The 23,862-nt window shown below is 53.6% G+C and carries 18 protein-coding genes and 1 tRNA gene; 8 read left to right on the top strand and 11 right to left on the bottom strand.

Annotation, left to right across the window (positions count from 1 at the left end):
* Positions 1-301: 301 nt before the first annotated feature.
* Entirely contained in the window at positions 302-2,017 is a 1,716-nt protein-coding gene (acsA, locus tag NST23_RS10390; protein WP_173595591.1) for an acetate--CoA ligase, read from the bottom strand.
* 163 nt (positions 2,018-2,180) lie between these two features.
* On the opposite strand from acsA, the gene NST23_RS10385 reads away from it, so the two are divergent.
* The 7 genes from NST23_RS10385 (at position 2,181) to NST23_RS10355 (ending at position 9,076) form a co-directional block, all read left to right on the top strand.
* The gene (locus NST23_RS10385; protein WP_173595590.1) at positions 2,181-3,080 is read left to right on the top strand and encodes a metallophosphoesterase; all 900 of its coding nucleotides are present in this window, start codon (positions 2,181-2,183) and stop codon (positions 3,078-3,080) included.
* A gap of 49 nt (positions 3,081-3,129) precedes the next feature.
* Positions 3,130-4,164, top strand: a complete 1,035-nt coding sequence (locus tag NST23_RS10380) for a PucR family transcriptional regulator (protein ID WP_280648244.1) — start codon at positions 3,130-3,132, stop codon at positions 4,162-4,164.
* Positions 4,165-4,274: 110 nt separating this feature from the next.
* Positions 4,275-5,390 carry an ABC transporter ATP-binding protein gene (locus NST23_RS10375; RefSeq protein WP_217021641.1) on the top strand — a complete coding sequence of 372 codons (1,116 nt, stop codon included), beginning with the start codon at positions 4,275-4,277 and terminating at the stop codon, positions 5,388-5,390.
* A 156-nt stretch (positions 5,391-5,546) separates the two neighbouring features.
* Positions 5,547-6,323 carry a Cof-type HAD-IIB family hydrolase gene (locus NST23_RS10370; protein ID WP_122965650.1) on the top strand — a complete coding sequence of 259 codons (777 nt, stop codon included), beginning with the start codon at positions 5,547-5,549 and terminating at the stop codon, positions 6,321-6,323.
* A 19-nt stretch (positions 6,324-6,342) separates the two neighbouring features.
* On the top strand, positions 6,343-6,975 hold the full coding sequence (locus NST23_RS10365) for a trimeric intracellular cation channel family protein (protein ID WP_122965649.1): 633 nt from the start codon (positions 6,343-6,345) through the stop codon (positions 6,973-6,975).
* A 70-nt stretch (positions 6,976-7,045) separates the two neighbouring features.
* Positions 7,046-8,449 (top strand): S8 family peptidase, encoded by a 1,404-nt coding sequence (locus tag NST23_RS10360; protein WP_280648243.1) that lies wholly within the window; start codon positions 7,046-7,048, stop codon positions 8,447-8,449.
* A gap of 33 nt (positions 8,450-8,482) precedes the next feature.
* A complete protein-coding gene (locus NST23_RS10355; protein WP_122965647.1) occupies positions 8,483-9,076 on the top strand; it encodes an NAD(P)H-dependent oxidoreductase in 594 nt (197 codons plus the stop codon).
* Between the two features lie 29 nt (positions 9,077-9,105).
* Here NST23_RS10355 and NST23_RS10350 read toward each other — a convergent pair whose 3' ends face one another.
* From NST23_RS10350 to NST23_RS10320, 7 genes are all read right to left on the bottom strand, one after another.
* The gene (locus tag NST23_RS10350; protein ID WP_063227734.1) at positions 9,106-9,618 is read right to left on the bottom strand and encodes a DUF3907 family protein; all 513 of its coding nucleotides are present in this window, start codon (positions 9,616-9,618) and stop codon (positions 9,106-9,108) included.
* Between the two features lie 93 nt (positions 9,619-9,711).
* On the bottom strand, positions 9,712-10,890 hold the full coding sequence (locus tag NST23_RS10345) for an ABC transporter permease (protein ID WP_173595976.1): 1,179 nt from the start codon (positions 10,888-10,890) through the stop codon (positions 9,712-9,714).
* Positions 10,880-12,070, bottom strand: a complete 1,191-nt coding sequence (locus tag NST23_RS10340) for an HlyD family secretion protein (protein WP_173595587.1) — start codon at positions 12,068-12,070, stop codon at positions 10,880-10,882. Before NST23_RS10340 ends, NST23_RS10345 begins: the two co-directional genes overlap by 11 nt.
* 40 nt (positions 12,071-12,110) lie before the next feature.
* Complete coding sequence (locus NST23_RS10335; RefSeq protein ID WP_122965644.1) at positions 12,111-12,692, bottom strand: TetR/AcrR family transcriptional regulator; 582 nt, start codon at positions 12,690-12,692, stop codon at positions 12,111-12,113.
* A gap of 175 nt (positions 12,693-12,867) precedes the next feature.
* Entirely contained in the window at positions 12,868-16,095 is a 3,228-nt protein-coding gene (locus NST23_RS10330; RefSeq protein WP_340963627.1) for a BTAD domain-containing putative transcriptional regulator, read from the bottom strand.
* 118 nt (positions 16,096-16,213) lie between these two features.
* Entirely contained in the window at positions 16,214-16,837 is a 624-nt protein-coding gene (locus NST23_RS10325; protein WP_122965886.1) for a sporulation protein, read from the bottom strand.
* 65 nt (positions 16,838-16,902) lie between these two features.
* Positions 16,903-17,709: a copper amine oxidase N-terminal domain-containing protein gene (locus tag NST23_RS10320; RefSeq protein WP_173595585.1), complete on the bottom strand. Its 807-nt coding sequence runs from the start codon at positions 17,707-17,709 to the stop codon at positions 16,903-16,905.
* Between the two features lie 256 nt (positions 17,710-17,965).
* On the opposite strand from NST23_RS10320, the gene NST23_RS10315 reads away from it, so the two are divergent.
* A complete protein-coding gene (locus NST23_RS10315; protein ID WP_280648242.1) occupies positions 17,966-20,056 on the top strand; it encodes an exo-beta-N-acetylmuramidase NamZ domain-containing protein in 2,091 nt (696 codons plus the stop codon).
* 271 nt (positions 20,057-20,327) lie between these two features.
* Here the strand turns inward: NST23_RS10315 and NST23_RS10310 are convergent, their stop codons facing one another.
* The 3 genes from NST23_RS10310 to NST23_RS10300 form a co-directional block, all read right to left on the bottom strand.
* Entirely contained in the window at positions 20,328-21,896 is a 1,569-nt protein-coding gene (locus NST23_RS10310) for an acyl-CoA synthetase (protein WP_173595583.1), read from the bottom strand.
* A gap of 333 nt (positions 21,897-22,229) precedes the next feature.
* A tRNA-Ser gene (locus tag NST23_RS10305) sits at positions 22,230-22,318 on the bottom strand.
* Between the two features lie 74 nt (positions 22,319-22,392).
* Positions 22,393-23,811 (bottom strand): aldehyde dehydrogenase family protein, encoded by a 1,419-nt coding sequence (locus NST23_RS10300; RefSeq protein ID WP_173595582.1) that lies wholly within the window; start codon positions 23,809-23,811, stop codon positions 22,393-22,395.
* Positions 23,812-23,862 lie beyond the last annotated feature (51 nt).

Here is a 23,862-nt window from a genome sequence, read left to right as displayed (position 1 = left end):
GCACTCGCATAACCACGACCATACGCATGACCAAGAGCATTCGCACGACCACGAGCACTCGCATAACCAAGGGCATTCGCATAACCGCAACTAAATCAAACGCCTATGACCACCTGCCACGCTCGCAGCCAGTCGCACGATTATAGCCAGCCGCACAACCACAGGTACCCGCACGATCATCAACACGACACGAGCACTCACACGACCATAACCACCCGCACCGCCCCATTCCCCACTAACAAAAAAAGAACCATCTCCCGCTCATGCGCTAGAGATGGTTCTTCATTTTTATCCGCTCCGATTAGTCTTCCATCGTGGACAGGTCGCCTGTCGGCAAGCCCAGTTCCCACGCCTTCAGGACACGGCGCATAATTTTTCCGGAGCGTGTTTTTGGCAGCTTGTCGCGAAACTCGATTTCACGCGGTGCAGCGTGAGCAGCGAGTCCTTCCTTCACGAACTTGCGGATGTCATCCATCAAGGCTTCGCTTGGCTCGTAACCCGCGCGCAAGGAGATGAACGCCTTGATGATTTCGCCGCGCAGCGGATCAGGCTTGCCGATTACGCCTGCTTCCGCAACAGCCGGATGCTCGACCAGCTTGCTCTCGACCTCAAACGGGCCAACGCGCTCGCCGGAAGTATTGATCACATCGTCAATGCGGCCCTGGAACCAGAAGTAGCCTTCCTCGTCCTTGTAGGCGGAATCGCCGGAAACATACCAGCCTGGGATGCTGAAATACTCTTGGTATTTCGCAGGGTTGTTCCAGATTTGTCTCATCATGGACGGCCAGCCGACGCGGATCGCCAGGTTGCCCATCCGGTTTGGCGGCAGCTCGTTGCCCTGATCGTCGATAATCGCCGCGTATACGCCAGGGAAAGGCTTGCCCATCGAGCCTGGCTTGATCGCCATGCTGCGGTAGTTGGAAATCAGCTGTCCGCCTGTTTCCGTCATCCACCAGTTGTCGTGAATACGGTGGTTGAACACGCGAAGTCCCCAATACACGACTTCCGGGTTGAGTGGCTCGCCCACGCTCAAAACGTGGCGCAGACTGGACAGATCGAAGCGCTTCACCACTTCGTCGCCCGCTCCCATCAGCATGCGGAACGCGGTCGGTGCGCTGTACCAGACGGTCACCTTATTTTTTTCGATCGTTTTGTACCAGTCTTCCGGTGTGAAGCGGCCGCCGCGGATCACGTTTGTCACGCCGTTCAGCCACGGTGCGAAAATTCCGTAAGAAGTTCCTGTCACCCAGCCCGGATCAGCTGTACACCAGTAAACGTCATCCTCTTGCAGGTCGAGCACCCATTTTCCGGTCTGGTAGTGCTGGATCATCGCGTTGTGGACGTGCAGCACGCCTTTTGGCTTGCCAGTCGATCCGGACGTATAGTGCAAAATCATGCCGTCCTCGCGATCCACCCACTCGATTTCCAGCTCGGAGGATGCTTCTGCCATCGCTTTTTCGAAGCTGACTTGTCCTTCCTTCAGCTCCTCTTTTGCCCCCACGACAATGACGTGCTTCAGTGCTGGCAGCTCGGATACAGGGATGCGCGGCAAGAGAGCCGGCGTCGTCACGATCGCGGTCGCTTCGCTGTTTTCCAGACGGTCGCGCACGGCAGCTTCCATGAACGCCTCGAACAGCGGGCCGACAATCGCGCCCACTTTGAGCGTTCCTAAAACGCTTACATAAAGCTCTGGCGTACGCGGCATGAAGACGAATACGCGGTCGCCTTTTACAATCCCCAGATTGCGCAAAACATTCCCGAATTTATTGGACAATTCGCTCAACTGTGCAAAGGTGTAGGTCTCTTCTCTGGTCAAATCGCTGTACATAAGCGCGATCTTGTCCTTGCGCTCCGTAGAAAGATGGCGGTCAATCGCTTCATACGCCATGTTTACTTTTCCCGTCTCATACCAGGAAAATTGCTTCTCGACTTCCTTCCAGTCAAATTGGGCGTACGTCTCGTCGTAGTTCTCCAGGTTGAATCGGCCTTCTGTCGCCGGAATTTTTTCTACATTCATACTCTCACTCTCCTAAACCCCAAATAGAATTCTTCACTACGCAACATTCATAATATTTCTGCACTTTTCGATAAATTCCTTCTGCCAGAACCTACTTATTCGAAAAGCGAAGAAATCGAGTATAATGACACTACCTTAGAGATAAAGGAGATGGCCGGAAGAGATGCTATGGTTTTTGCTAGTTGCCGCTCTCGCCTTGCTCTTCATAAAAGCGTACCGCAATACATTTGACGTCCATACCAATCATGTGACCATACCGCTCGCCTCGTCGCCGCATTTGCGTGATCCGCAAGATTTCGAACCGCTCAACATTTTGCATTTGTCCGATTTGCACATGGAAAATTTGTCGATTGACCCGATGCGAATCGTCCGCGATTTTTCCGGGCAATCCGTCGATCTGCTCGCGATTACCGGAGATTTGCTAGATCGCCACAAAAACATCCCGAAAGCAGTCGCCTACGTAGAAAAGCTGATGCAATTGCAGCCCGCGCTCGGCACATTCGTCGTTTTTGGCAATCACGACTACGTGCTGTCGCCGCTCAAACTCGCTCAGCTCAAGTCGGAACTGGAACGGATCGGCTGCCAGGTCCTCGTCAACCAGCACGTCACGGTCGAGCATCACGGTCAACTGCTGCATGTGATCGGCGTCGATGATTTCAGCACACGCCGAAGCCAACTGGAAAAAGCTTTTCAATCCGTTCCGAAAACGGGGGCGCGCCTCGTGCTCACCCATGATCCGAACCTCGTCCTGCAAATGAAAGACTACGCCTACGACTATTTGCTGGCGGGACATTTCCACGGCGGACAAATTCATTGGCCGCGCCCGTACCATCTGGTGAAAATGGGCAAGCTCGTGCGGCTGAATATGGTCAAAGGTCTGCACGAGTTTGACGGGCGCCCTTTCTATATAAGTGAAGGACTCGGCCAGACGGGACTGAACATCCGCCTGCGTTCCCGCCCGGAAATCACGCTGCATACGATGGGTGGCGTCCCCCAGGAACCGTTTGTGGGCACGCCTGTGCAAACCGCAAGCTTGCAGGAAACCGCCGCCACACTCGCCTAGAGTACGGTATAATAGACGTACGCCAGTTGTTTGTGACGGAGGTCGTCTTGTGGAGAAATGGATGAGAGAAATCGAGCAAATCAAGCAAGTGACGAATTTGCCGATCATTTGTGTCAAAGTTTTGGAAGCCGAAATCAGCCAGACTCAACAAGAGTGGGAGCAAAAAGGCTGGGAGCTTGTTTCGCTTGGGTCAGAACACGAGATGGCTTACCTCGTTCTGATTGAATCGACACAGTGGCCCGCTACGTCCCGTTCTTTGTTGAGTCTGTTTTTTTCCCGCACGAAAGAAAACGCGCCTCTGACTCTTCACGAGCAGATTGCCGCGTGGTTGCAATCGTTTGTGACCGGAAGCCGACTGGCTCCGCCTGAGCGTCTTGACCTTGTTTGGCCGTGGAAAGAAGCGCGGCTCTCCTTTTTGCTCGAGCGCAGCCGCACAGAAGGCACGGGCACCTGGGAATCGCTGCAAAGCTGTCTGCACCCCTTTTTCCGGGAGACGACGGCTTACACGCCAGGTTCGTCCAGTCTCGCTTTCTTTCCATTAAGTCATGCTTATTCTGTCCTGTTGCTGCCTGTTTCTATCCTGGAAGGCTCCGAGGAGCAAGCCGATTTGCTGGAATGGGCATCCGGGCTGCACGATCTGATTTCTACGGAGTGGATGGAGCCTGTCCGCATTGTTGTCAGCGCCCCTGTGCATCGCCCTTCCGCTCTGGAAAAAACGGTTTACGGGCAGTTGCTGCTGTCTCGCACTCTCCAGCATTATCGCCCGCACGTCATGGTCGCTGGCGACTGGATGTATCCGCTGGAGCGCTGGGCTACCTCGCTGCCGAAAGAAACCGCGAAGTCCATTGCCAATGAGCTGGCAAGTCTCATGTCCGTTCCGCAGATCAGTACGGAGCAGCTGGAAACGTTGGAAACGCTGTTTGCCCGCCAGTTGAACGTCAGCGAAACGGCACGTCAGCTCTTTTTGCATCGCAACACGCTGTTGTACAGGCTCGACAAGCTGACGGAACAGACGGGGCTTGATCCGCGGCAGTTTCCCGATGCGGTGCTTTTCCAGCTGTATTTGCTCTTTCGGCAGCATTAACAAAACATTTTGTACATTTCGCCCATAGTCCAACTGTCTAAAAATTGTTACTCTTGCAAAAAGGTTATCCACGCTCTCGATTTTTCAAAACTATAGGAGGTGCCTTTTCCATGGCAAAAGTGACACTGAACCACATATACAAACGGTACGCCGGAAACGTAACAGCGGTAGACGATTTTCATCTGGAGATTCAAGATCGCGAGTTTCTCGTTCTCGTCGGGCCATCGGGCTGCGGAAAGTCGACAACGTTGCGGATGATTGCCGGGCTGGAGGAAATTTCCGACGGTGACTTGTACATAGGCGATCGTCGCGTCAACGACGTCGCTCCGAAAGATCGGGATATCGCGATGGTTTTTCAGAGCTACGCCCTCTATCCGCACATGAACGTATACGAAAACATGGCGTTTGGCTTGAAACTCCGCAAATTTTCCAAGAGCGATATCGATGCGCGCATTCAGGAAGCGGCCCGGATTCTCGATATTTCGCATTTGCTCGACCGCAAGCCGAAAGCGCTTTCCGGCGGTCAACGTCAGCGTGTCGCGCTCGGTCGCGCCATCGTTCGCGAACCGCAAGTCTTTTTGATGGACGAACCGTTGTCCAACCTCGACGCCAAGCTGCGCGTCCAGATGCGCACGGAAATCTTGAAGCTGCACCAACGCCTGAATACGACGATCATTTACGTCACCCATGACCAGACAGAGGCGATGACGATGGGCGACCGGATCGTCGTCATGAAAGACGGCTTGATCCAGCAAGTAGCGACGCCGAACGAGATTTACAACCATCCGGTCAATCTGTTCGTCGCAAGCTTCATCGGCTCCCCTGCGATGAACTTCGTCAAAGGACAGCTTTCCGAAAAAGACGGCGCCCTGTACTTCGACGCGGAAAACATCCACGTCCGCTTCCCGGACGACAAGGCGAAAATTTTGCGCGACAAAGGCTATGTAAACAAATCAGCCATCTTTGGTATCCGTCCGGAAGACATCTACAGCGATGCTGCGTTCATGGAAGCCAATCCGTTTGAAAGCACGCTGGAAGCGCAGGTCGAAGTAGTGGAAAACATGGGCTCCGAGCTGTATGTTTACTTCCATAATATCGGGAACACGCAAATGGTGGCCCGCGTAGATTCCCGTGAAGAGCTGAAGCCAAAAATGACGGTCAAGCTCGCCATGGACCTTTCCAAATGTCATCTATTTGACAGCGAGACGGAAGTGGCTGTATTCTAATAGCGAAGTGAAAAGGAATGTCTTTTCCGACATTCCTTTTTCTGTTGTCTTCAAACGTTTCAAACGCTTAGGCGGCGCCTGTATGGCCGCTTGTTTTTCGTGCATGTTGCTCGTTTTTCGCGGCGCTATTATAAAGAGAAAGAGTGGAGAGAACAAATGGCGTACAAAATTGTCTTTTTTGACATCGACGGTACTTTGCTGAACACGGAACACGCCATCCCGCAATCAACGGTGGACGCCGTAAACAGACTGAGGCAAAACGGGATTCGGGTGGCAATTGCCACTGGCCGCTCCCCCTATCACCTGATGCCGATCGCCAAACAGCTTGGCATCGATACATTCATCGGGTTTAACGGCTCTTACGTGGTGAGCGAGCAAAAGGTGATTCACCATACCCCTTTTGCCACTTCGACCTTGGCCGAGCTGGAACAGTTGGCACATGGGCACGAGCACCCTATGGTGTTTTTGAGCCATGAACAATGCTATGCGAATGCAGCCGATCATCCGCACGTGATTGACTCGTTTGATTTCCTGCGCTTGCCGGCCCCGGCGCACCATGACCGCTACTGGGAAGTCGCTCCGATCTACCAGGCGTTTCTATACTGCACGGCCGAAGAAGAAGCGGTTTATACCGAAAAATTTGCGCAAGTGTCGTATGTGCGCTGGCACAATCGCGTCCTCGACATTCTGCCAAAAGGCGGTTCGAAAGCGCGTGGCATTGAAGCGATCCTGAAGCATGAAGGACTGACGCCTGCTGATGCTGTCGCATTCGGAGACGGGCTTAACGACAGGGAAATGCTGTCTTACGTCGGAATGGGTGTCGCTATGGGAAATGCGCATGAAGAACTGAAGCCTTTTGCCAATATGGTGACCCGCCACGTAAACGAAGACGGCATCCGGCACGGCTTGTTGCAACTTGGATTGATCAATTAGGAAGGACGTTGAAGAATACATGTCTTGGGAATGGTTTAACATCGTTGGCACTGTAGCGTTCGTGATCAGCGGCGCTATTATTGCCATGGAGGAAGAGTACGACATCTTGGGGGTAATCGTTCTCGGAATGGCAACCGCATTCGGCGGCGGGATCATGCGGAATATTTTGCTCGGAATCCCGCTCACTGCTTTTTGGAATCAAGGCACACTGTTTACGATCGCACTCATATCCATGCTTATCGTCTTTGTTCTGCCGCATAAGTACCTTGGCTTGTGGAATCGCTGGGGAATGTTTTTCGACGCGGTCGGGCTTTCTGCGTTTGCCATTCAAGGTGCGCTTTATGCGACACAAATGAATTATCCGCTTAGCGCCACGATTGTGGCAGCGGTACTGACTGGAATTGGCGGAGGAATTATCCGCGATGTTCTCGCAGGCCGCAAGCCTTTGGTTTTCCAGGAAGAAATCTACGCAGTCTGGGCCATGGCTGCCGGAGTGGCGGTCGGCATGAAGTGGGCATCGACAGTCGGCGAGATGTACACGCTGTTCAGCGTCATTATTGCTTGCCGAATGGTTTCCGTCTATCAAGGCTGGAAGCTTCCGCGCCGCTCGCTTCGTCCGGTGCCCGTTCGCCCTTTTGACAACCGAATGTAAGCTATTTCCTTCATAATCACTCTCTCCGTGTGCACGCTATAGTCATCAGCACTGGAGGGAGTGAGTTTTTTTGCGCGTCTTGCCCCCAATTATCGCCGCCCTAGCCCTGGTTGGTCTGGTCGTCATCCCCTACCGCCATCATCAAAATGCAGAGCAGGAAATGCGCGAACCTCATCCCCGCGTCACTTCCGTCGAGGCGAGCATACCGCGAATCAACTATATCGAGCAGGTCAAGGATATTCGCAGAGATCTGGAAAAGAAAAGCCACATCAAAACGCTGCATCACAACCCGCGTGACCGCAGCCACTACGTCGAGCATGAAGTCGTCGTCCGTTTCTCACCGCGTCCGGAGCAGAAAAAAATCGACGAGCTGGTTGCGTCACTGGATGCCAAAATCAAGCGCGATTTTGAGCAATTTCTGATCATCAAATCCAAAAGCCTGACGACCAAACAACTGATGAAAAAGCTCGCCGAGCACCCTGATTCCGTGTTTGCCGAACCGAACTATTTGCTGCTCCCCAATCGCAAACCGAATGATACGTACTACACCGAATACCAGTGGAATTTGCCTTTAATCGGCATGGAGCAAAGCTGGGATGTGAGCGAAGGCAGCAGCGATGTCATCGTGGCCGTCGTCGATACAGGCGTCGATCTCAAACATCCCGAGTTCGCCGGGAAGCTGGTCGAAGGCTACAACGTGCTCACCGACAACAACAAGCCGGAAGACGACAACGGTCACGGAACACACGTCTCAGGCGTCATCGCAGCCAAGACGAACAACGCCGACGGAATTGCCGGCATGTCGTGGAACAGCAAGCTGATGCCGATTAAAGCAATCGGTGCAGACGGCTCAGGGTCAGCCGTGGATATCGCCCAGGGCATTTACTGGGCTACCGACCACGGTGCCGATGTCATCAACCTCAGCGTCGGCAACTATACCTCTTCTGCTGCTTTGAAAGAAGCGTGCCGCTACGCCTTCGAGAAAAATGTCATCCTCGTAGCTGCTTCCGGCAATGACGCGACCAACCAGCCGAGCTACCCGGCTGCTTATGACGAAGTGCTCGCCGTAGCCGCTGTCGATCACCGCAAAGAGCGCGCCGATTTCTCCAACTTTGGCGATTACGTGGATGTAGCCGCTCCTGGCGTCGATATTCCCAGCACGTACATTTACAGCGACTACGCTTCGCTCTCCGGCACTTCGATGGCTTGCCCGCATGTCGCTGCTCTTGCCTCACTGGTGCGTTCTGTCCATCCGGATATGAAAAACCGTGATGTGATGGAGCTGATTCGCCAGTCCGCAACAGACCTCGGCGCTCCTGGTCACGACCAGCTTTACGGATACGGGATGATCAACGTCAATCAGACGCTGCGGCAAGCCAAACCAGCAAAACCGGCCCACGCCGAAACGAAGCAGACGACGGTAGGCGGACTGCTGAACAAGTTTTTCATGCGCCTGCGCTTCGGGTTCGAATAGACAGTCTAACCGATATATACGGAGGGATGGAGTATGAAAGCATGCATCGTGTTTGCCCAGGAAGGAAAAGAGAGCTTTTGCCATGCCATACTCGACCGCGTCACCCAGACGTTGCAGAAGCAAAACATCGCCTATGACGTGCGCGATTTGTATCAAATGAAGTTTCAACCTGTTTTTCAGGCGGCTGACATGCAAAAAGTGTCGAACGGCACTGCCTCTGCTGATGTCATGACTGAACAGGAGCTGATTTCGGAAGCTGACCTGCTCGTGATGATTTACCCTGTCTGGTGGTGGTCGGCTCCCGCCATTCTTAAAGGCTATATCGACCGGGTGTTCACCAACGGCTTTGCTTTTCGTTACGAGGCCCACGGCCCTGTCGGCCTGTTGAAAAACAAGCAGGCTATCGTCATTACGACGACGAGGGAATCCGAGCCGGAAATGAAAAAGACAGGCTTCGACGATGTAGTGAAAAAGCAAATCGTCGATGGCAGCTTGTCGATGATCGGCTACGATGTCACTTACCGCAATTTCGCTGCTGTCCCATACGTGGACGACGCTGCCCGCCAAGGCATGCTTGCGGAAGTCGAGAGTATCGTCACGGCGATTCACCAGCCAGTCGGCGTTTGAAAGCAGGGAAAGCACAAAAAAGCACAGGTTTACGCCTGTGCTTTTTCTCTTTCCAATCGTTTTTTCGCTATATAGTCATTTTCGTAATATTGCAGTTCATCGCGCATTTGCTCAAAAACTCTCGACAAGGACAAGGTCAGTTGCTCCAACTCCGGTGTGACCTGCTTGCGGAAGATAATACAGTCCTGACCTGTGTAAGCATAGCGTCCGTCTTCCTCGTACACTTCGCCTTTTGGATAATAGAAGTAATTGATGCAGGTGTGATACACCTGATACAGCACTTCTTCGGCAAAGTCTTCGTTGAACCTTGCCCGGCGCAAAGATACTCCCAGCCTGTCGTACGCATTTTCACAGTAGACGAGCAAGTGGCGCAAATCGGACAGATAGGTTCTGTAGTAAGATTCAAACTCTTCCGGGTCCCCCGATGCAGATACAAGACTAGACAAGGTAACCTGATTGAGATAACGCTCCAGTTCCATGCTTACCTTTTTCAACTTGGTGTACGTCTCTTCGCACAATTGCTTCAGATGAGTCGCTGACATAATGTCCCCCTTGCGTTGAAGAATCTGCCTTTTTTAAGTAAGTATATAGGAAAGATTCTTTACAACACAAGGGTTTCTTTTCTGCAAATCTCGCTAAACCGTTGTCGTTTCGGCAATGGTTTCCTTTTTTTTCCTTGTCTGTAACAAGTATATGCAATAGGCCGAGAACAGACCGAGCAAGATCATGAAGCCCAAAACAACCAGGTCGTGCGTGACGTAGGACAGCCCGTGACCTTTGCTCAAGATTTCTCTGACGCCGTTCAAAAAGTAGGTGAGCGGCAAAGATTTACCAATCGCAGCGACCGCAGTCGGCATTGATGCCAGCGGCCATGTAAAGCCGGACAGCATGAACGAAGGAACGGCAATCATCATCGCAACTTGTGTCGCTTGCAGCTGGTCTTTGGAGAAGAAAGAAATCGCGTACCCGATGGCGAGCACGGCCAGGTTAAAGGCGGTTGCGATCAGCATCAAGTCAAGGGTGCTGCCGTAGTACGGGATTTCGAACCCTTTGAGCAGCAGTACGAAGCCCAAAAATACGTTCAAGGTTCCTGCGAGGAAATAAGGCAGCAGCTTGCTTGCCGTGATCGCCCAGAAGCTGTGGGATCTCAGCGTGTCCTGCCACGTTCCTTCTTCCTTCTGTTGCGCTACTGACAGGGCGATGCCGAGAAACAACACCTGTTGAAATACCGTTCCTGTCAAACCGAAAACCATGAAGGACATGTAGCTGAAAGTCGGATTGTACAGCACGCGATAGCGATAGTCGATTCCGGTGAAAAGATTTACCCCTTCTTCGCCCCAACTGCCTTTCGCCTCCATTTTTTTCAGCGTGGCGCCTGCGGACACCGACTTGACGACCGTGCTCGCTGCGCGGACAGCGGTGTTGGAAATCATCATGTTGCTGCCGTCAATGACCGTCAATACTTCGGCTGACCGTCCAGCCTTGACGTTCTTCTCCAGCTCGGCGGGAATGATCAAGGCAATATTGGCCTCGCCCTTGTCAATCAGCCGCATCGCTTCCTCTTCGGTGCCTACGATAGATGTAACCTGAAACGTCTGATCGACCTCAAACGCCCGATACAGCTCGCGGCTCAGCTCTGACTGATCCGCGTCCACCATGACGGTCGGAATGTGCATCACTTTCTTTTCACTGTACAAAAAGCCAAACAGGGTCAAGTAAATGATCGGTACGAGAAAAATGACGTTGCGGATCGTTTTGTTCGCAAACATGTTTTTCCATTCGCTTAAAAAGAGCCGGGAGAAATCACTCACTATGAACAGCTCCTTCGATCTTCCACTCGACCGTCAAACCTGGCCGCAGCTCTGGATCAGCCAGGAACAGCTTCACCTGGAAGGAACGAATGTCGCGATCGCCCAACTCCTGTGTCGCCTTTTTCACCGCAAAATCAGCTGCTGGTGCAATCGTGGCGATTTTCGCTTCCACTTCCCGTTTCAAGGCTGGCACGTACAGTTTGGCCGTATCGCCTGTCTTGATTTGCCCCAGCGTGTATTCGTTCACGTAAAGCTTCACGTAGTTATCGGATTTTGCCTGAATGGTCAAAACGGTAAAGCCTTGTGCAACCAGCTCGCCTTTTTGCACCGCAACAGATTTGACGACTCCGTCCATCGGCGCAACCAGCTTCGTGTTGTTCAAATACGCTTCAATCTCAGCCAAAGCTCCTTTGGCTTGCAGTACACCCGCTTCAGCCGATTTCACGTCCAGCTCTTTCAATCCTACTTGACCGCGTGCGGCTACGGCTTGCTTGTAAGCTGCTTTCGCCTGATCAAGCTGAGCTTGCGCTGCGTCTACTTGCTCGCGGCGTGCCCCTGTGGTAGCCATTTTCAACTGCTCGTCGGCTGCCTTCAGTTCCGCGCTTGCTTTTTCTGCCTGCATTTGCGCTTCCTCGACTTTTACCTGGGGAACGGCTCCCTCTTTCAGCAGTTTGTTCATCCGCTCCAGGTTGGAAGCGGCGATCTGATTGGAGGTTTGGGCTGCCTGCAACTTGGCTTTCAGCTGGGAAATTTCCTCGGCGCGCGCTCCGTTTTTGTTTGCCGCCAGTTGAGCCTGTGCCGAGCTGACGACTGCTTGCGCCTGATCGACCTGAGCGTCACTGGAGCTGTCCGTCAAGGAAACACCTTTTTTCGCTTGATCGAGCTTCACTTGCGCCAGGCGATAGGCTGCTTCCGCCTGTTCCTTTTTCGCCAGCAACTCTTCGCTGTTCAAGGTAGCGACCAGTTGGCCTGCCTTTACTTCATCGCCTTCTTTAAAAGCGATCTGCTCGATCGATCCGCCCATTTTAAAGGAAAGATCGACTTCCGTTCCCTCCACGACGCCTGTTACTTGTGTCGCCTTTTGCCCTGCCAGGCTGCTGCCGCCAGACCCGAGCAAAACCGTTCCCAATACTGCAATTCCGGCTACAAATCCGGCTACCCCGATCCATGCACGTTTCTTCATTTTCGATTTCTCCTCTGTCTCTTTATGTGCTTGTTGTTTGTTATTGTTTCGTCTGCAACATGCCCGCCAGGAAGCAGCGTAGCGTATGTTTGTTTTCCGGCGTGTCCAGCGGTTCTTTGCGGTATTGTTTGCGAATGGCGGTAAAACCGACCATGCCGAACAACGCCGAGGCGAGCGTCCCGATTTCCACATCCGCTCGTATATACCCTTGCTCCTGCAATCGGGTCATGTAAGATTCCATCATCGTAAAATATCCCGTCAGCAGCTTGGCGACGGTCAAATCGCGCTGCTCATCTCCCGTAAAGACACTGAGCAGCAGGAAGCACAGCTCGCGGTTTTCGGAAAAGAAGCGAAGATGCTCATCCAACACATTCAGCATGCGATCTTCCAAAGTCAGCTGTTCATTTTGCATCACACTATCGACATGGTAAATCAGCATCTTCACGCCTTTTTCAATCACGTACAAGAAAAGCTCCTCTTTGGTCGAGAAATGGTAGTAAAGCGTTCCTTTCGCCACCTGCGCCATTTCTGCAATCGCGTCCATCGTCGTTTCGCTGTAACCCAATTGGGCGAATGCTGTCAACGCTCCCTGAGCGATTTGATCCTTTTTCGAAGGTGCCATCACTCCCGTCCTCCTTATCGTCTTTGAACTGACTGGTCAGTACAAAAATTAGTTTACGAAACGCTCCTAGTTTTGTCAATAGGCCACTTTTCCATTCCGCTGCCAAACTTTTGCCCGGCGCGCAGGCAAGATGTTTCCTGCCCAAACGCAAAAAAGACCGCACGCATGCGGCCTTTCACTTTTCCCTGATGCGCCAATACGTCTCCTGCGTCGCCTGCATCGGAGCAACGCCGAGCTGTTCCTGAAGCTTCGCGACACATTTTTTGTACCAGCGGATCGCCTGGGTCCGGTTGTTTTGTTCATAATAGGCTGTCATCAGCAGCCGATACGCTTCTTCCCAGCAATCGTCCACGCGCAAGATCGCTTCACACCAGCGAATCGCCTGCTCCTGCTGGCCTTGTTCCAGCCTGATTTTTGCCAGCCGCTCCGCCCCGCGCAAAAACAGTGCCTGGACTCGCTCCCGCTCCTCGACGCACCATTCCTCGTAGCGGCACTCCGGCAAATACTCACCGAGGTAGTAACCCAAGCCTTTTTCGAGCAAAAGAGTGGCTTGGCGCACGTCCTGCTCGGACAGCCCGAGCGCGACCAGCTTTTCAAATTCCTCTGCATCCAAAAGGTAGCCGGAAGCGAGGTTGAAGCCGTAAGAGCTGCCGTGACGCTGGATAAAAAACGTGTCCGATCGCGCGGCGCGGTCCGGCTCCAACGCTTTGTTCAGCGCATTCAGCGCCACTTTGAAGTCGCGAATCGCCGCTTCCTCGATACTGTCAGGCCACAGCCGATGCATGATTTCCTCGCGAGCCAACAAGTGGTGACGTTTCGTCAGCAAAAGCTGAAACAACAGCTTGGCCGTCCCGCGCTGCCACGCCTTTTCGCTCAGCTCCCGCTCTCCCAGCCAGACGCGAAACGCCCCCAAAGTCTGGATGCGCAGCGTATACCCGGGGTGGAACGTCACGTTTTGCAGCCCGAGGTCGTTCAAAAGCTGTGAGATGTAATCCGGCGATACTTTGCGCCGCTCCGCTTCCAGCAATATCGGCATCAGCTGCTGCACATCATACGGCGTGAGCAAGGTAGGGCGTTGCAGCAAAAAGGCGTATTCTCCCGTCTGCATCAACGACAACGCCTGCGTCACAGCCGGGACAAACAACTCCCAGCGCTTGCTCCGGTATGCCAAAAAGCTGAGCCATAACTGGCAGATCGCCACATGATAGCTGTCGCCGCAATGGCTCAACCGCTCGGAACAATCGCGAAACGTTTCCAATGCTTCTGCATCTTTGCCGTATTTGGCGTAGGCTATTCCAATCGCCATTCGCACCAGGCTGCCCAGCCAGTCGTCACGCATCGCTTCCGTCTCCGCAATCCCGCGCTTGCCGTACAAAAGCGCCTGATCAAGCGCCTTTTGACTGGCGTGATACAGCGTCAGACCGAGCAGCGTCTCCGATTTGCCGCGCGTCGACTGCAACTCTTCCATCATATGCAAACCTTTTTCGTACAGCTTGCGAATCTCGTCCGCAGGCAGTCCTTGACTGATTAGAGCGGCATGTGCTTTTCTCACGTAGCCGTTGGCCTCGACGAACGGAGAATGCGCCGCCCGTCCGAGCTGGATCGCCGTCTCTGCGGCCTCGAAGCCCCGCTCCCACTCTCCGTCCAAAGCGTAGACAAAAGAAAGCAATAAGGACGTCTCCCGGTACGAGCGCGTCAAGGTCGGGTGTCTGGTCTGCTCCAACTGCCACTTCGTTTCCAGCAGCTGGATGGACGATTGCAGCCGCCCCGTCCGGAACAACAGCCGCGATTCCAGCTCAACTTCTGTCTGCTGCTCCAGCTCCTGGCTCTTTTCATACCAGGCCGCTGCCTGCCTGGAATCGCCTCTGTTCGTATAAATTTCTGCCAACAGCCTGTACAGCCTCGGCGCCAGTTCGCTTTCCTGCTCCTGCACAGGCAACTGTTCGATCGCGCGCATCAGCAGCGCCTCTGCCTGCACCCCCTGAACGCTGTCCAGGTGTACTCTCGCTTTGCCTTCCAGCCCGCGGCATAACCCGATCCTGTCCTGCTTTTGCTCGCAAAACACTAGAAACTGCTCATACGAGGCAAACGCCTTGGCGTACAGACAGCGGTACCGCTCCACTTCCCCCTGATAAAACCAGAGCCAATGCTCCTCTGCTTTCACCGAGTCGGGCAATAAAGCCAGCCATTTGTACAAACCGTCCAGCACACCCGCGCTCAAAAACCGCTCTGCGGCCTGGCGAACCCAGGAGCCGAGCAAGTCCCAGCGCTCCAGCAGCCGCAAACGCTCAAATGCCTGTTCTTCCTCGCCTTTTCGCCGAAACCAGAGGGCTGCCGCCTGATTCACCCGCGTGTAAATGTCCTGATGCGAAGCGAGTTTACCGGATAACAGCCGCTGAAATAACGGATGAAAAAAATAGCGTTCCCGTTCGTCGACATGCAAAAAGAGATTGCTTCGCTTTGCCTCTTGCAGCATCTCCCCTGCTTTTGCCCCTAAAACTTGCCTGCCATCTTCCTCGGTGAACGTTTCAAGCGCTGCTGCCTCCATCAGGAAATGCTGCATGTCTTCTTTCAGCCCGACCCAGACATCCGCTTCCAGCAGGTGCAGCAGGCGGGACAGCTCATGCAAGCTATCCGACAGCTTGAAGCCTCTGGCAATTTTTTCACCGATGGACCGAAGCGCCATGACCCAGCCGCGCGTCACTTCCGCAACTTGCTGCCATTCGTCCTCAGTCAGTGCGATATCATACTGATCCGAATAAAAGGCTTCGCTTTCTTCGATCGTAAACGCCAAATCATCGGTCGTAAGCTCCAGACACTCGCCTCGCGCTGTGAGTAATTCTAAATTTTTCCACACAGGGCGAATGCGTGTCAAAATCGCCAGCTTGACCTTGTGCGGCACATGCTGAACCAGCTCAGACACGAAACGGTCGATTTCGCTGTCGCCAGCCACTCGCTCGTAACGATCGAGCACAATCACAAACTGATCCGGCAGCCGTGCGCATTCCCTGGCAAACCAATCAGCGAAGCGCTTCCCGTTTTCCCCCTGCGCTGCTTTCGCGAAAGCAGCAGCGGACTTCGCTTCCTTTTCCTTTTCCAGCAACTCGCGAAGCGTCTGTCCAAAATCAGGTGCGACCCGCCGGACACTTTCCACCAGACACCACAAAAAGTCAGCTAACGCCGTATCCTCTTCTGCGATGAAATACCAGGAAGCGTTGCGGGACTCATCGTGCAAAAACGTGGCGAACGATGTTGTTTTGCCGTAGCCTGCTCCCGCGTGAATCAGACAGAGCTGCGCATGCGCAAGAAGCCGCAGCTTCCTCGCCAGGGCTGGGCGTCTGAGCACGTATGGCTTTTGCCCGGGGAGAGTAATTTTGGAAATGGGTACCTGGAATTGACTCATGCGTTGCACTCCTTGCCGTTCTCCTACTCTTCCAGACTATTTCCCCATTTCTTGCAAAACTCCTGCCATCGCGCGCCGATCGACAAAAAGCCCACCCGGGCGGCCAGGTGGTCTTCTGTCAGTCAACGAGATTGTAACCTTTGACGCTATAACCGATATCATTGAGCAGCAGTTGAAATTCTTCATTGTTGATTTCCTCGCCGCGCAAGATTCGTTCATGCAAATCGGCAATGCGATCGTAAATCGCCCGGTTGGTGGACACGTACATCAGATTGAACCGGGATTCAGTCTGTAGCCTGCCCCTCATCCGGTCCACTACCCGCTTTTGCAGCGCATCGGTATGTCCGTTGTCGTTGCGGACGATCTTGCCTGGCGTATAAGGGATGGTCGGACGCGGGTTGACCTCGTCTGGCTTTGGCGTATCTACTGGCAACACACCGACGAGCAGGTTGTCTTTGTAAGCCAGCACTTTAATATCGACGACTCCCGGTATTTTTTCCGCATGCCGCTCCAGATACGAGACGAGATGAGGCTCCCGGTTATGGACCATTTTTTGGCTGATCATCGCTGCCGGACCTTTGTCCATCCCTGCGTTGTCATTGCGATAGTTGATGCCATACGATTCGAATTTTGCCTGATTCCCGCCCCGATCTTCGGTGCCTTGTTCTTTGTTTGGCGAACATCCTGTCACCAAGCCCGCGATCAGAAGAGACGCACAGATGCTTACACAAAATCGCTTCAACAAAAAACACCTCCTTGCACATAGTGTGGTGTGCAGGAGGTGTTCTTACTCAGGAAGTGGCTCCCTTAATCAACGGAGACAAATTCCCCTTCATAAGTATCTTTCTTGCCTTCCTTCTCGGCTTTGACCGTAAATTGACGGATGCCGTCTTCAGCGTCGCCAATAAATTCGAACGTGCCATCTGCTTTTACTTCCGCTTCATACGACTCATCGCCGATGACTACAATAACCTCAGATTTCGGGTCCACTTTTCCGGTTACTTGGTACAGACCGATCTGGAAAAGGGAGCTTGTCTTTCCGACAACACTTTCATCGTTGATCAAGACAACCTGATCAGGCTTTTTCTCTTCGCCAGTCGTCGGTTTTGTCGGTTGCGGAGTTTGCGGCTGGCCTGGCTGTGTCGTTTGCTGATCGGCAATGAGCACTGTTTGGGAAGCCGGGTCCCAGTCCACTTTGTAGCTCAGCGCTTCAGCGATAAAGCGAACAGGCACGACCGTGCGCTGGTTGACAATTTGCGCAGGCACATCGAGATTGATGGTTTGTCCATTTTTCTTCGCAATTTTTTGCGTTACGACGAGGCGAATGTTATCGTTGCCTTTATCGATGGTCACGGTTCTTGTTTTTTCATTCCAATCGACTTTGAATCCGAGGGACTCTGCAATGGGACGAATCGGTACAAGTGTACGGCTATCACGGATCACAGGCTTTTGATCCGGGAATACAATCTCTTTTTTATTGTACTCGACTTTGATGGCAGCTTGCGCAGGCGCTGCCGCAGCAGAAAAGGCCGCCATAGGCACCAGGGCAACAGCCAACATGAATGACGTAATTTTTTTCAGCAAAATGTCCACTCCGTTTCCAATAAGATTCACACGATTCTTAATCTACTATAGGATAGCAACCGTTTCAAGGCATTCCTCGAATCAGCCCACCAAGATCGTACTGTTAATTGTAGAAGGAAGGGACTGAATGGACAAGCAGGATAGCGCTGGAAACGGTAAAAAACGACGATATTCCTCTATCTTTTGACCTAATTTCAAATTGTTACAAAAATACAACCATATTCCTCCCAAAACGCGTTACAATGAAGCAAGAAACGACAGTATTTTTTCGAAAGAGGCAATGATGATGAAAAAGTTTATTCCTTTTCTTATCCTCGCATTGATCTTGACCATGATCCCTCCCGGCGGCAGTTCTGCCAATACGACTGCGGTCCAGCTGGGAAGCGATTTGCTGTTTGACCGCTTTCATCAGCTGATTGAGGGGAAAAACGTCGGGCTGATCACGAATCAAACCGGAATCAACAGTCAGGGAGCGAGCACGATCGACCTGTTGCGGCGCGACCGCTCTGTCAAACTCACGGCTCTTTTCGCCCCGGAGTATGGCCTGGACGGCAAAGAGCAGGTCGGCACTCAGGCGAAGAGCTACACCCATCCGGTTTACGGGATTCCTGTCTACAGCTTGTACGGCTCGACTCGCCAGCCGACGCCGGAGATGATGGGGCATTTTGACACTTTGCTCGTCGACTTGCAAGATACAGGCTCCCGAACGTATACGTACATATCGACACTCCACTACGCCATGGCTGCGGCGAAGGAACAAGGCAAACGAATCGTCGTGCTCGATCGCCCGAATCCGCTTGGCGGCACAATCGTGGAGGGACCAGTCCTGGAAAAACCTTATCAATCGTTCATCGGCATCGACGAGCTGCCTCTCGCTCACGGGATGACCATCGGCGAGCTTGCCCTGTTCTTCAACCGCTCGATCGGCGCTGATTTGTATGTCGTTCCGATGGAAGGCTACACGCGCGGCATGACCTACCCCGATACGGGGCTGAAATGGGTGCCAAGCTCCCCGCACCTTCCTGACCTGACATCTGTCTACGGGTACATGGCTACCGGACTCGGCGAAGGAACACCGGTCAAGCAAGCGGACAACTTCGCCTGGATCGGCGCGGAAGGCATCGATTCCGTCCAGTTCGCCGACTTGTTGAACGGCAGCTTGCTGCCTGGCGTGCTTTTTCTCCCTGAGAAGAAGGAAAACGCTGGCGGCGTGCGCCTGCACATCCACGATTCGCGCGTTTTCAATCCGGTTCGCACAGGTCTGTACGCGCTTGCCTACGCGCGACAGCTTCAGCCGTTTGCGGTTCCACAGAGCACCGAGAAAGAAATCACGATGTTCGATCAAGTCATGGGCACCAGCAAAATCGCCCAATTGCTTGCCCAAGGCAAAAGCCCGCAAGAAATCGTCGCTTCCTATGCAGAAGCGCTCGGCAAATTCGTCGAGCTGCGCAAAAGCTTTTTAATCTATGGGGAGACGCCGTTCATGCCGTCTGGAGCGATTCATAGTCCGTACGCTGCTCCGGTCCCTGCACCGCCTGCTGGCAAGCCTGGAACCGTTACGCCACCAGCTCCAAGCATTCCAGAGCCTGCCAAGCCGCCTGGTACGAACACTCCGGCTCCAAGCACGCCAGAGCCTGCCAAGCCGCCTGGTACGAACACTCCGGCTCCCAAGCCGCCTGCACCAGCGCAGAAGCCGCCAGCAGTCCCTGCACCAAAGCCTGGCGACAAGATCGCGTATTTGACTTTTGACGATGGCCCTTCTCCGGTAACACCGCAAATTTTGGATACGCTGAAAAAAAATCAGGTCAAAGCTACTTTCTTCATCGTCGGAAGAAATGTGCCCGGCCACGAAGCGATTCTGAAACGAATTGTGGCAGAAGGCCATGCTATCGGTGGTCATACGTACTCGCATGACTACAAGATTGTGTACAAAAGCATGGAAGCCTTTTTTGCCGATCTGGAAAAAGGCAACCAGCTGATCGAAAAAGCAACGGGAGTCAAGCCCGTCCTGTTCCGCTATCCGGGCGGCAGCACCAACACCGTCAGCCTCAAATACCAGGATACGAAACGATACAGCAAGCAAGCGCCTGTCATGAACGCCATTAAAGCCGAAGCGAACAAAAGAGGCTATACGTTCATCGACTGGAATGTGACCAACGGCGACGCCCGCAGCAATAAATATACAGCCCAGCAAGCTCTCGCCAACGTCAAGGCGCAAGTAAAAGCCCAAAAAGAAATTGTCGTGCTCATGCACGATGCAAGCACGAAAACACCTACGGCCCAGGCGCTGCCTGAAGTAATCGCCTTTTTGAAAGCAAAAGGCTACCGCTTTGAAGCAATCCACCCTGACCAGCCGACTGTGTCTCATGTGAAATAGGATACAGGCAAAAAAACCCGCCCGACAGCCGAAACATCCGGTGATCGAGCGGGTTTTTGTTGGGAGGGTGGGTCAGCCCTTGCCCTTGCATCGGGACGGGCTTTTGTTTGTAGCAGCAGACCAGCTCATGCATCGAGCTAGGCTTTTGTTCACAGGGGCGGACTAGCCCTTGCATCGAGCTAGGCTTTTGTTCGCAGCGGCGAACCAGCCATGCATCGAGCCGGGCTTTTGTCCGCAGTGGCGAACCAGCCCCTGTTGTCCCCCAAACGACTTACGAAGTCGGCAGCGTGTCGTAGCGCAGACGCAGTTCACGCTTTAATATTTTCCCGCTCGGGTTGCGCGGGAGCGTGTCCGTGATAAAGACATACTTCGGCGCCTTGAACGAGGCGAGGCGCTCTTTGCAAAAGGCGAGCATTTCTTCTTCCGACACAGTCTCGCCTGCCTTTGGCACCACGACTGCCGCCACAGCCTCGATCCAGTACGGATGGGGAATGCCGATTACAGCTACTTCCGATACTTTCGGGTGCTGGTAGATCAGCTCCTCGACTTCCCTGCTCGCTACATTTTCCCCGCCTGATTTGATCATGTCCTTTTTCCGGTCGACGACAGTAATATAGCCTTCTTCATCCATAATCCCCAAGTCGCCGCTGTGGAACCAGCCGCCGAGAAAAGCTGCCTGCGTCTTTTCTTCGTCGCGGAAATAACCGATCATCGCATGGCTCGTTCGATGAACAATCTCGCCCACGCAGCCTCTGGGCACCTCGACGCCATCGTCATCGACAATTTTTGTCTCTACATTGAGCGCAGGTTTGCCAGCCGATCCGGCTTTGCGAATCTGGTCCTTCGGCTGCAATACCGTCGCCAGTGGAGCTACCTCGGTCTGTCCGTAGAAGTTGTAAAATTGCGCATTGGGCAGACGCGTTCCCAGCTCCTTCAACACTTCTACAGGCATGATCGCCGCGCCGTAGTAACATTTTTGCAGCGAAGACAAGTTCCGCGACGAAAACTCGGGAGAGCGGAGCAAGGCAATCCAAACAGTCGGCGGGCAAAAAAGCTGTGTCGCCTGGTGGCTCTCTACGACCTGAAGCATCAAGCCTGGCGTCGCTTGCTCCAAAATAATGCCGGTGCCACCCAGATATACATACGGCCCGAGGAAGCAGTGCAGCTGCGCGCTATGGAACAAAGGAAGCGCGTGCACAGCTACATCATCGTGCGACATATTTCCTTCTATAATCGTGCTGACGTATTCCGAAAGAATGCTGCTGTGCGTCAGCATGACTCCTTTTGGCCTCGATTCCGTGCCGCTCGTGTACAAAATGTGGGCGACATCCTCGTCGGCCAGCTCCAGCTCCGGCTCTTCCGTACTGGCGCCCTCAATCAGCGGGCGAAACGGCACCCACTCTCCTTCCTGCACCGCTGGCCTGGAGATCAGCGACAAAAGCTTGGGCGATAAGTTTGCCGATTCGAGCGCTTCCTTGGCGACCGTGAGAAATTCCGGAGCCACAAAGCAGGCGCTCACCTCTGCATGTCCGAAAATAAAAGCCACATCGTTTGTATGCAGCATGAAGTTGATCGGCACCATAATCAGCCCCGCTTTGGCCAGCGCAAAGTTGAGGATGACAAAGTCCATGGAGTTTCTGGACAGAACCGCCACTCGCTCCCCTTTTTGCAATCCTTTGGCGAGGAAGGTGTGCGCAGCCTGATTGACAAGTTGATCCAACTTCGTGTATGTAAGTACCTCTTCCTCAAATTGCAAGGCAATCTTCTCGGGGTAGCGCAGCCTGCTTCGTCGCAAAATATCGCCAAGCGTATTTCTTCTTACTCGTTGGGCTTCCATCATCACAAACCCTCCCTCACCGTATTCCCCCTTATTATATCTCAATTTTCTGTGTTATGTTTATTTTCTGACTTTTAATAGCAAAAAAAGACGGCAGCTCCCTCTGCATTATTGAAGCTGCCGCAGGCCCCAAGAAACATTCGAGTCCTTGTGTACAGCATATCTTAAAACGGGCCGCTCTTCGATATTGGTTCTTCTGGATTTTGAGGAAAAAAACGGTGTGTGCTGGAATGGGCAGCTTCGGCGTCGGAGCACACGCTTGCATTTTGCTGATATAAAAAAGACCTCTTTAAACGAAAGAGATCTTCGTGTCCTATTCGGGTAATGAAAACACGGTGGCGGAGGGAGCAGGATTCGAACCCGCGTGAGCTTGCACTCTAACGGTTTTCAAGACCGCCCCGTTATGACCACTTCGGTATCCCTCCGCATCAATAGCTGGTTTAACTATAGCACAGCTGCAAGACCGCTTGCAAGCGTCGGCAGAAGCGAACCTACCGCTTTACCGCTTGACGACGACGAGCTTCAACTCGCTCAGTTCCTCGACGGCGCACGCGACACCTTCCCGTCCCAGCCCGCTCTCCTTCACGCCGCCAAACGGCATATGATCCACCCGGAACGTCGGGATGTCATTGATGATAACCCCGCCCACTCTAAGCTCGTCCGCCGCTTCCAACGCCAGTGACAAATTGTTCGTGTAAACCCCCGCCTGCAAGCCGTACCGCGAATCATTGACCAGCCTGATCGCCTGCTGGACCGACTGTACCGGATTGATCATGACGACAGGCCCGAATACTTCCTCGCGGGCAATCTTTGCCTCCCGCGGCACATGCGTCAGGACGGTCGGCAAAAGCATCCGCCCCATCAGTTCGCCGCCGCAGGCGAGCTTCGCCCCTTGGTCGAGCGCTTCCCCGATCCAGGCAAGCACGCGCTCTGTCTGCTTCGGATGGACCATGGCGGAAAAGTCTGCTTCTTCTTCTAGCGAATCTCCCCCGCGCAACGCCACCGTCTGTTCCACAAAGCGGCGGACAAATTCGTCATAGATGTCCGTCACGACATAAATTCGTTGCACAGACACACACACTTGACCAGAATAAGCAAAAGCCCCGAACAAGCAGCGCAAAACGACCTCGTCCAGCGGCGTATCGCGGTCGACGATGACCGCAGAATTGGCGCCCAGCTCCAAGATTACTTTTTTCAAGCCCGCCCGATTGCGCACCTCGACGCCCACTTCAGGGCTTCCGGAAAAGGTCACGGCGCGAACTCGCGGGTCGGTAACCAGCTTGTGGCCCACGACCTCTGCGCTGCCTGTGACGACGTTTAACGCTCCTGCCGGGAGTCCAGCCTGCTCTGCCAGCTCAGCGAGAAAAAGCGCACTGATCGGGGTCTGCGAAGCTGGCTTCAATACGACTGTATTGCCAGCAGCGAGCGCAGGCCCGACCTTGTGCGCTATCGAATTGAACGGAAAAGGAAACGGCGTGATCGCGCCCACGACTCCCAGAGGCTCGCGCACCGTGTAAGCGAGACGGCCTTCGCCACCGATAGCAGCGTCCAGTGGAATCGTTTCCCCGTGCAGCCGCTTGGCTTCTTCCGCTGCAAACCTGTACGTCTGCACCGTGCGGATGATTTCGCCGCGCGCTGTCCGAATCGGTTTTCCCGCTTCCAGCGCGACGATCCGGGCAGCTTCCTCCATTCGCTCATCCAACAGGATGGCGATTTTCTCCAGAATGGCTGCTCGCTGGTAAGCTGGCATGCGGCGCATGGGGGTTGTAGCTTCTTCGGCCGCTGCAATCGCCCGCTCTACTGCCACAGCATCCGCCTGGGGAATGTGTGCGATCACCTGACCTGTACAAGGCGAATACAACGGGGCATGGTCTGCCATAGGTATCCACTTTCCCCCGATAAAACACGCTCTTCTCATCGCCGTCTCCTCCGTCCCTGACACGATTGGATCTCTCAAAGCCTCTCCCAA

The organism is Brevibacillus sp. FSL K6-0770, from assembly GCF_038000275.1.
Classification (GTDB): Bacteria; Bacillota; Bacilli; order Brevibacillales; family Brevibacillaceae; genus Brevibacillus; species Brevibacillus parabrevis.
This window is presented reverse-complemented; position numbering and strand designations above follow the sequence as displayed.

Excerpts from the sequence above, each read along its gene's own strand:
- NST23_RS10315 (WP_280648242.1), top strand. The coding sequence starts at position 17,966 with ATGAAAAAGTTTATTCCTTTTCTTATCCTCGCATTGATCTTGACCATG.
- NST23_RS10365 (WP_122965649.1), top strand. The coding sequence starts at position 6,343 with ATGTCTTGGGAATGGTTTAACATCGTTGGCACTGTAGCGTTCGTGATC.
- NST23_RS10375 (WP_217021641.1), top strand. The coding sequence starts at position 4,275 with ATGGCAAAAGTGACACTGAACCACATATACAAACGGTACGCCGGAAAC.
- NST23_RS10385 (WP_173595590.1), top strand. The coding sequence starts at position 2,181 with ATGCTATGGTTTTTGCTAGTTGCCGCTCTCGCCTTGCTCTTCATAAAA.
- NST23_RS10310 (WP_173595583.1), bottom strand. The coding sequence starts at position 21,896 with ATGATGGAAGCCCAACGAGTAAGAAGAAATACGCTTGGCGATATTTTG.
- NST23_RS10330 (WP_340963627.1), bottom strand. The coding sequence starts at position 16,095 with ATGAGTCAATTCCAGGTACCCATTTCCAAAATTACTCTCCCCGGGCAA.
- NST23_RS10355 (WP_122965647.1), top strand. The coding sequence starts at position 8,483 with ATGAAAGCATGCATCGTGTTTGCCCAGGAAGGAAAAGAGAGCTTTTGC.
- NST23_RS10335 (WP_122965644.1), bottom strand. The coding sequence starts at position 12,692 with ATGGCACCTTCGAAAAAGGATCAAATCGCTCAGGGAGCGTTGACAGCA.
- NST23_RS10370 (WP_122965650.1), top strand. The coding sequence starts at position 5,547 with ATGGCGTACAAAATTGTCTTTTTTGACATCGACGGTACTTTGCTGAAC.
- NST23_RS10340 (WP_173595587.1), bottom strand. The coding sequence starts at position 12,070 with ATGAAGAAACGTGCATGGATCGGGGTAGCCGGATTTGTAGCCGGAATT.
- acsA (WP_173595591.1), bottom strand. The coding sequence starts at position 2,017 with ATGAATGTAGAAAAAATTCCGGCGACAGAAGGCCGATTCAACCTGGAG.
- NST23_RS10350 (WP_063227734.1), bottom strand. The coding sequence starts at position 9,618 with ATGTCAGCGACTCATCTGAAGCAATTGTGCGAAGAGACGTACACCAAG.
- NST23_RS10300 (WP_173595582.1), bottom strand. The coding sequence starts at position 23,811 with ATGAGAAGAGCGTGTTTTATCGGGGGAAAGTGGATACCTATGGCAGAC.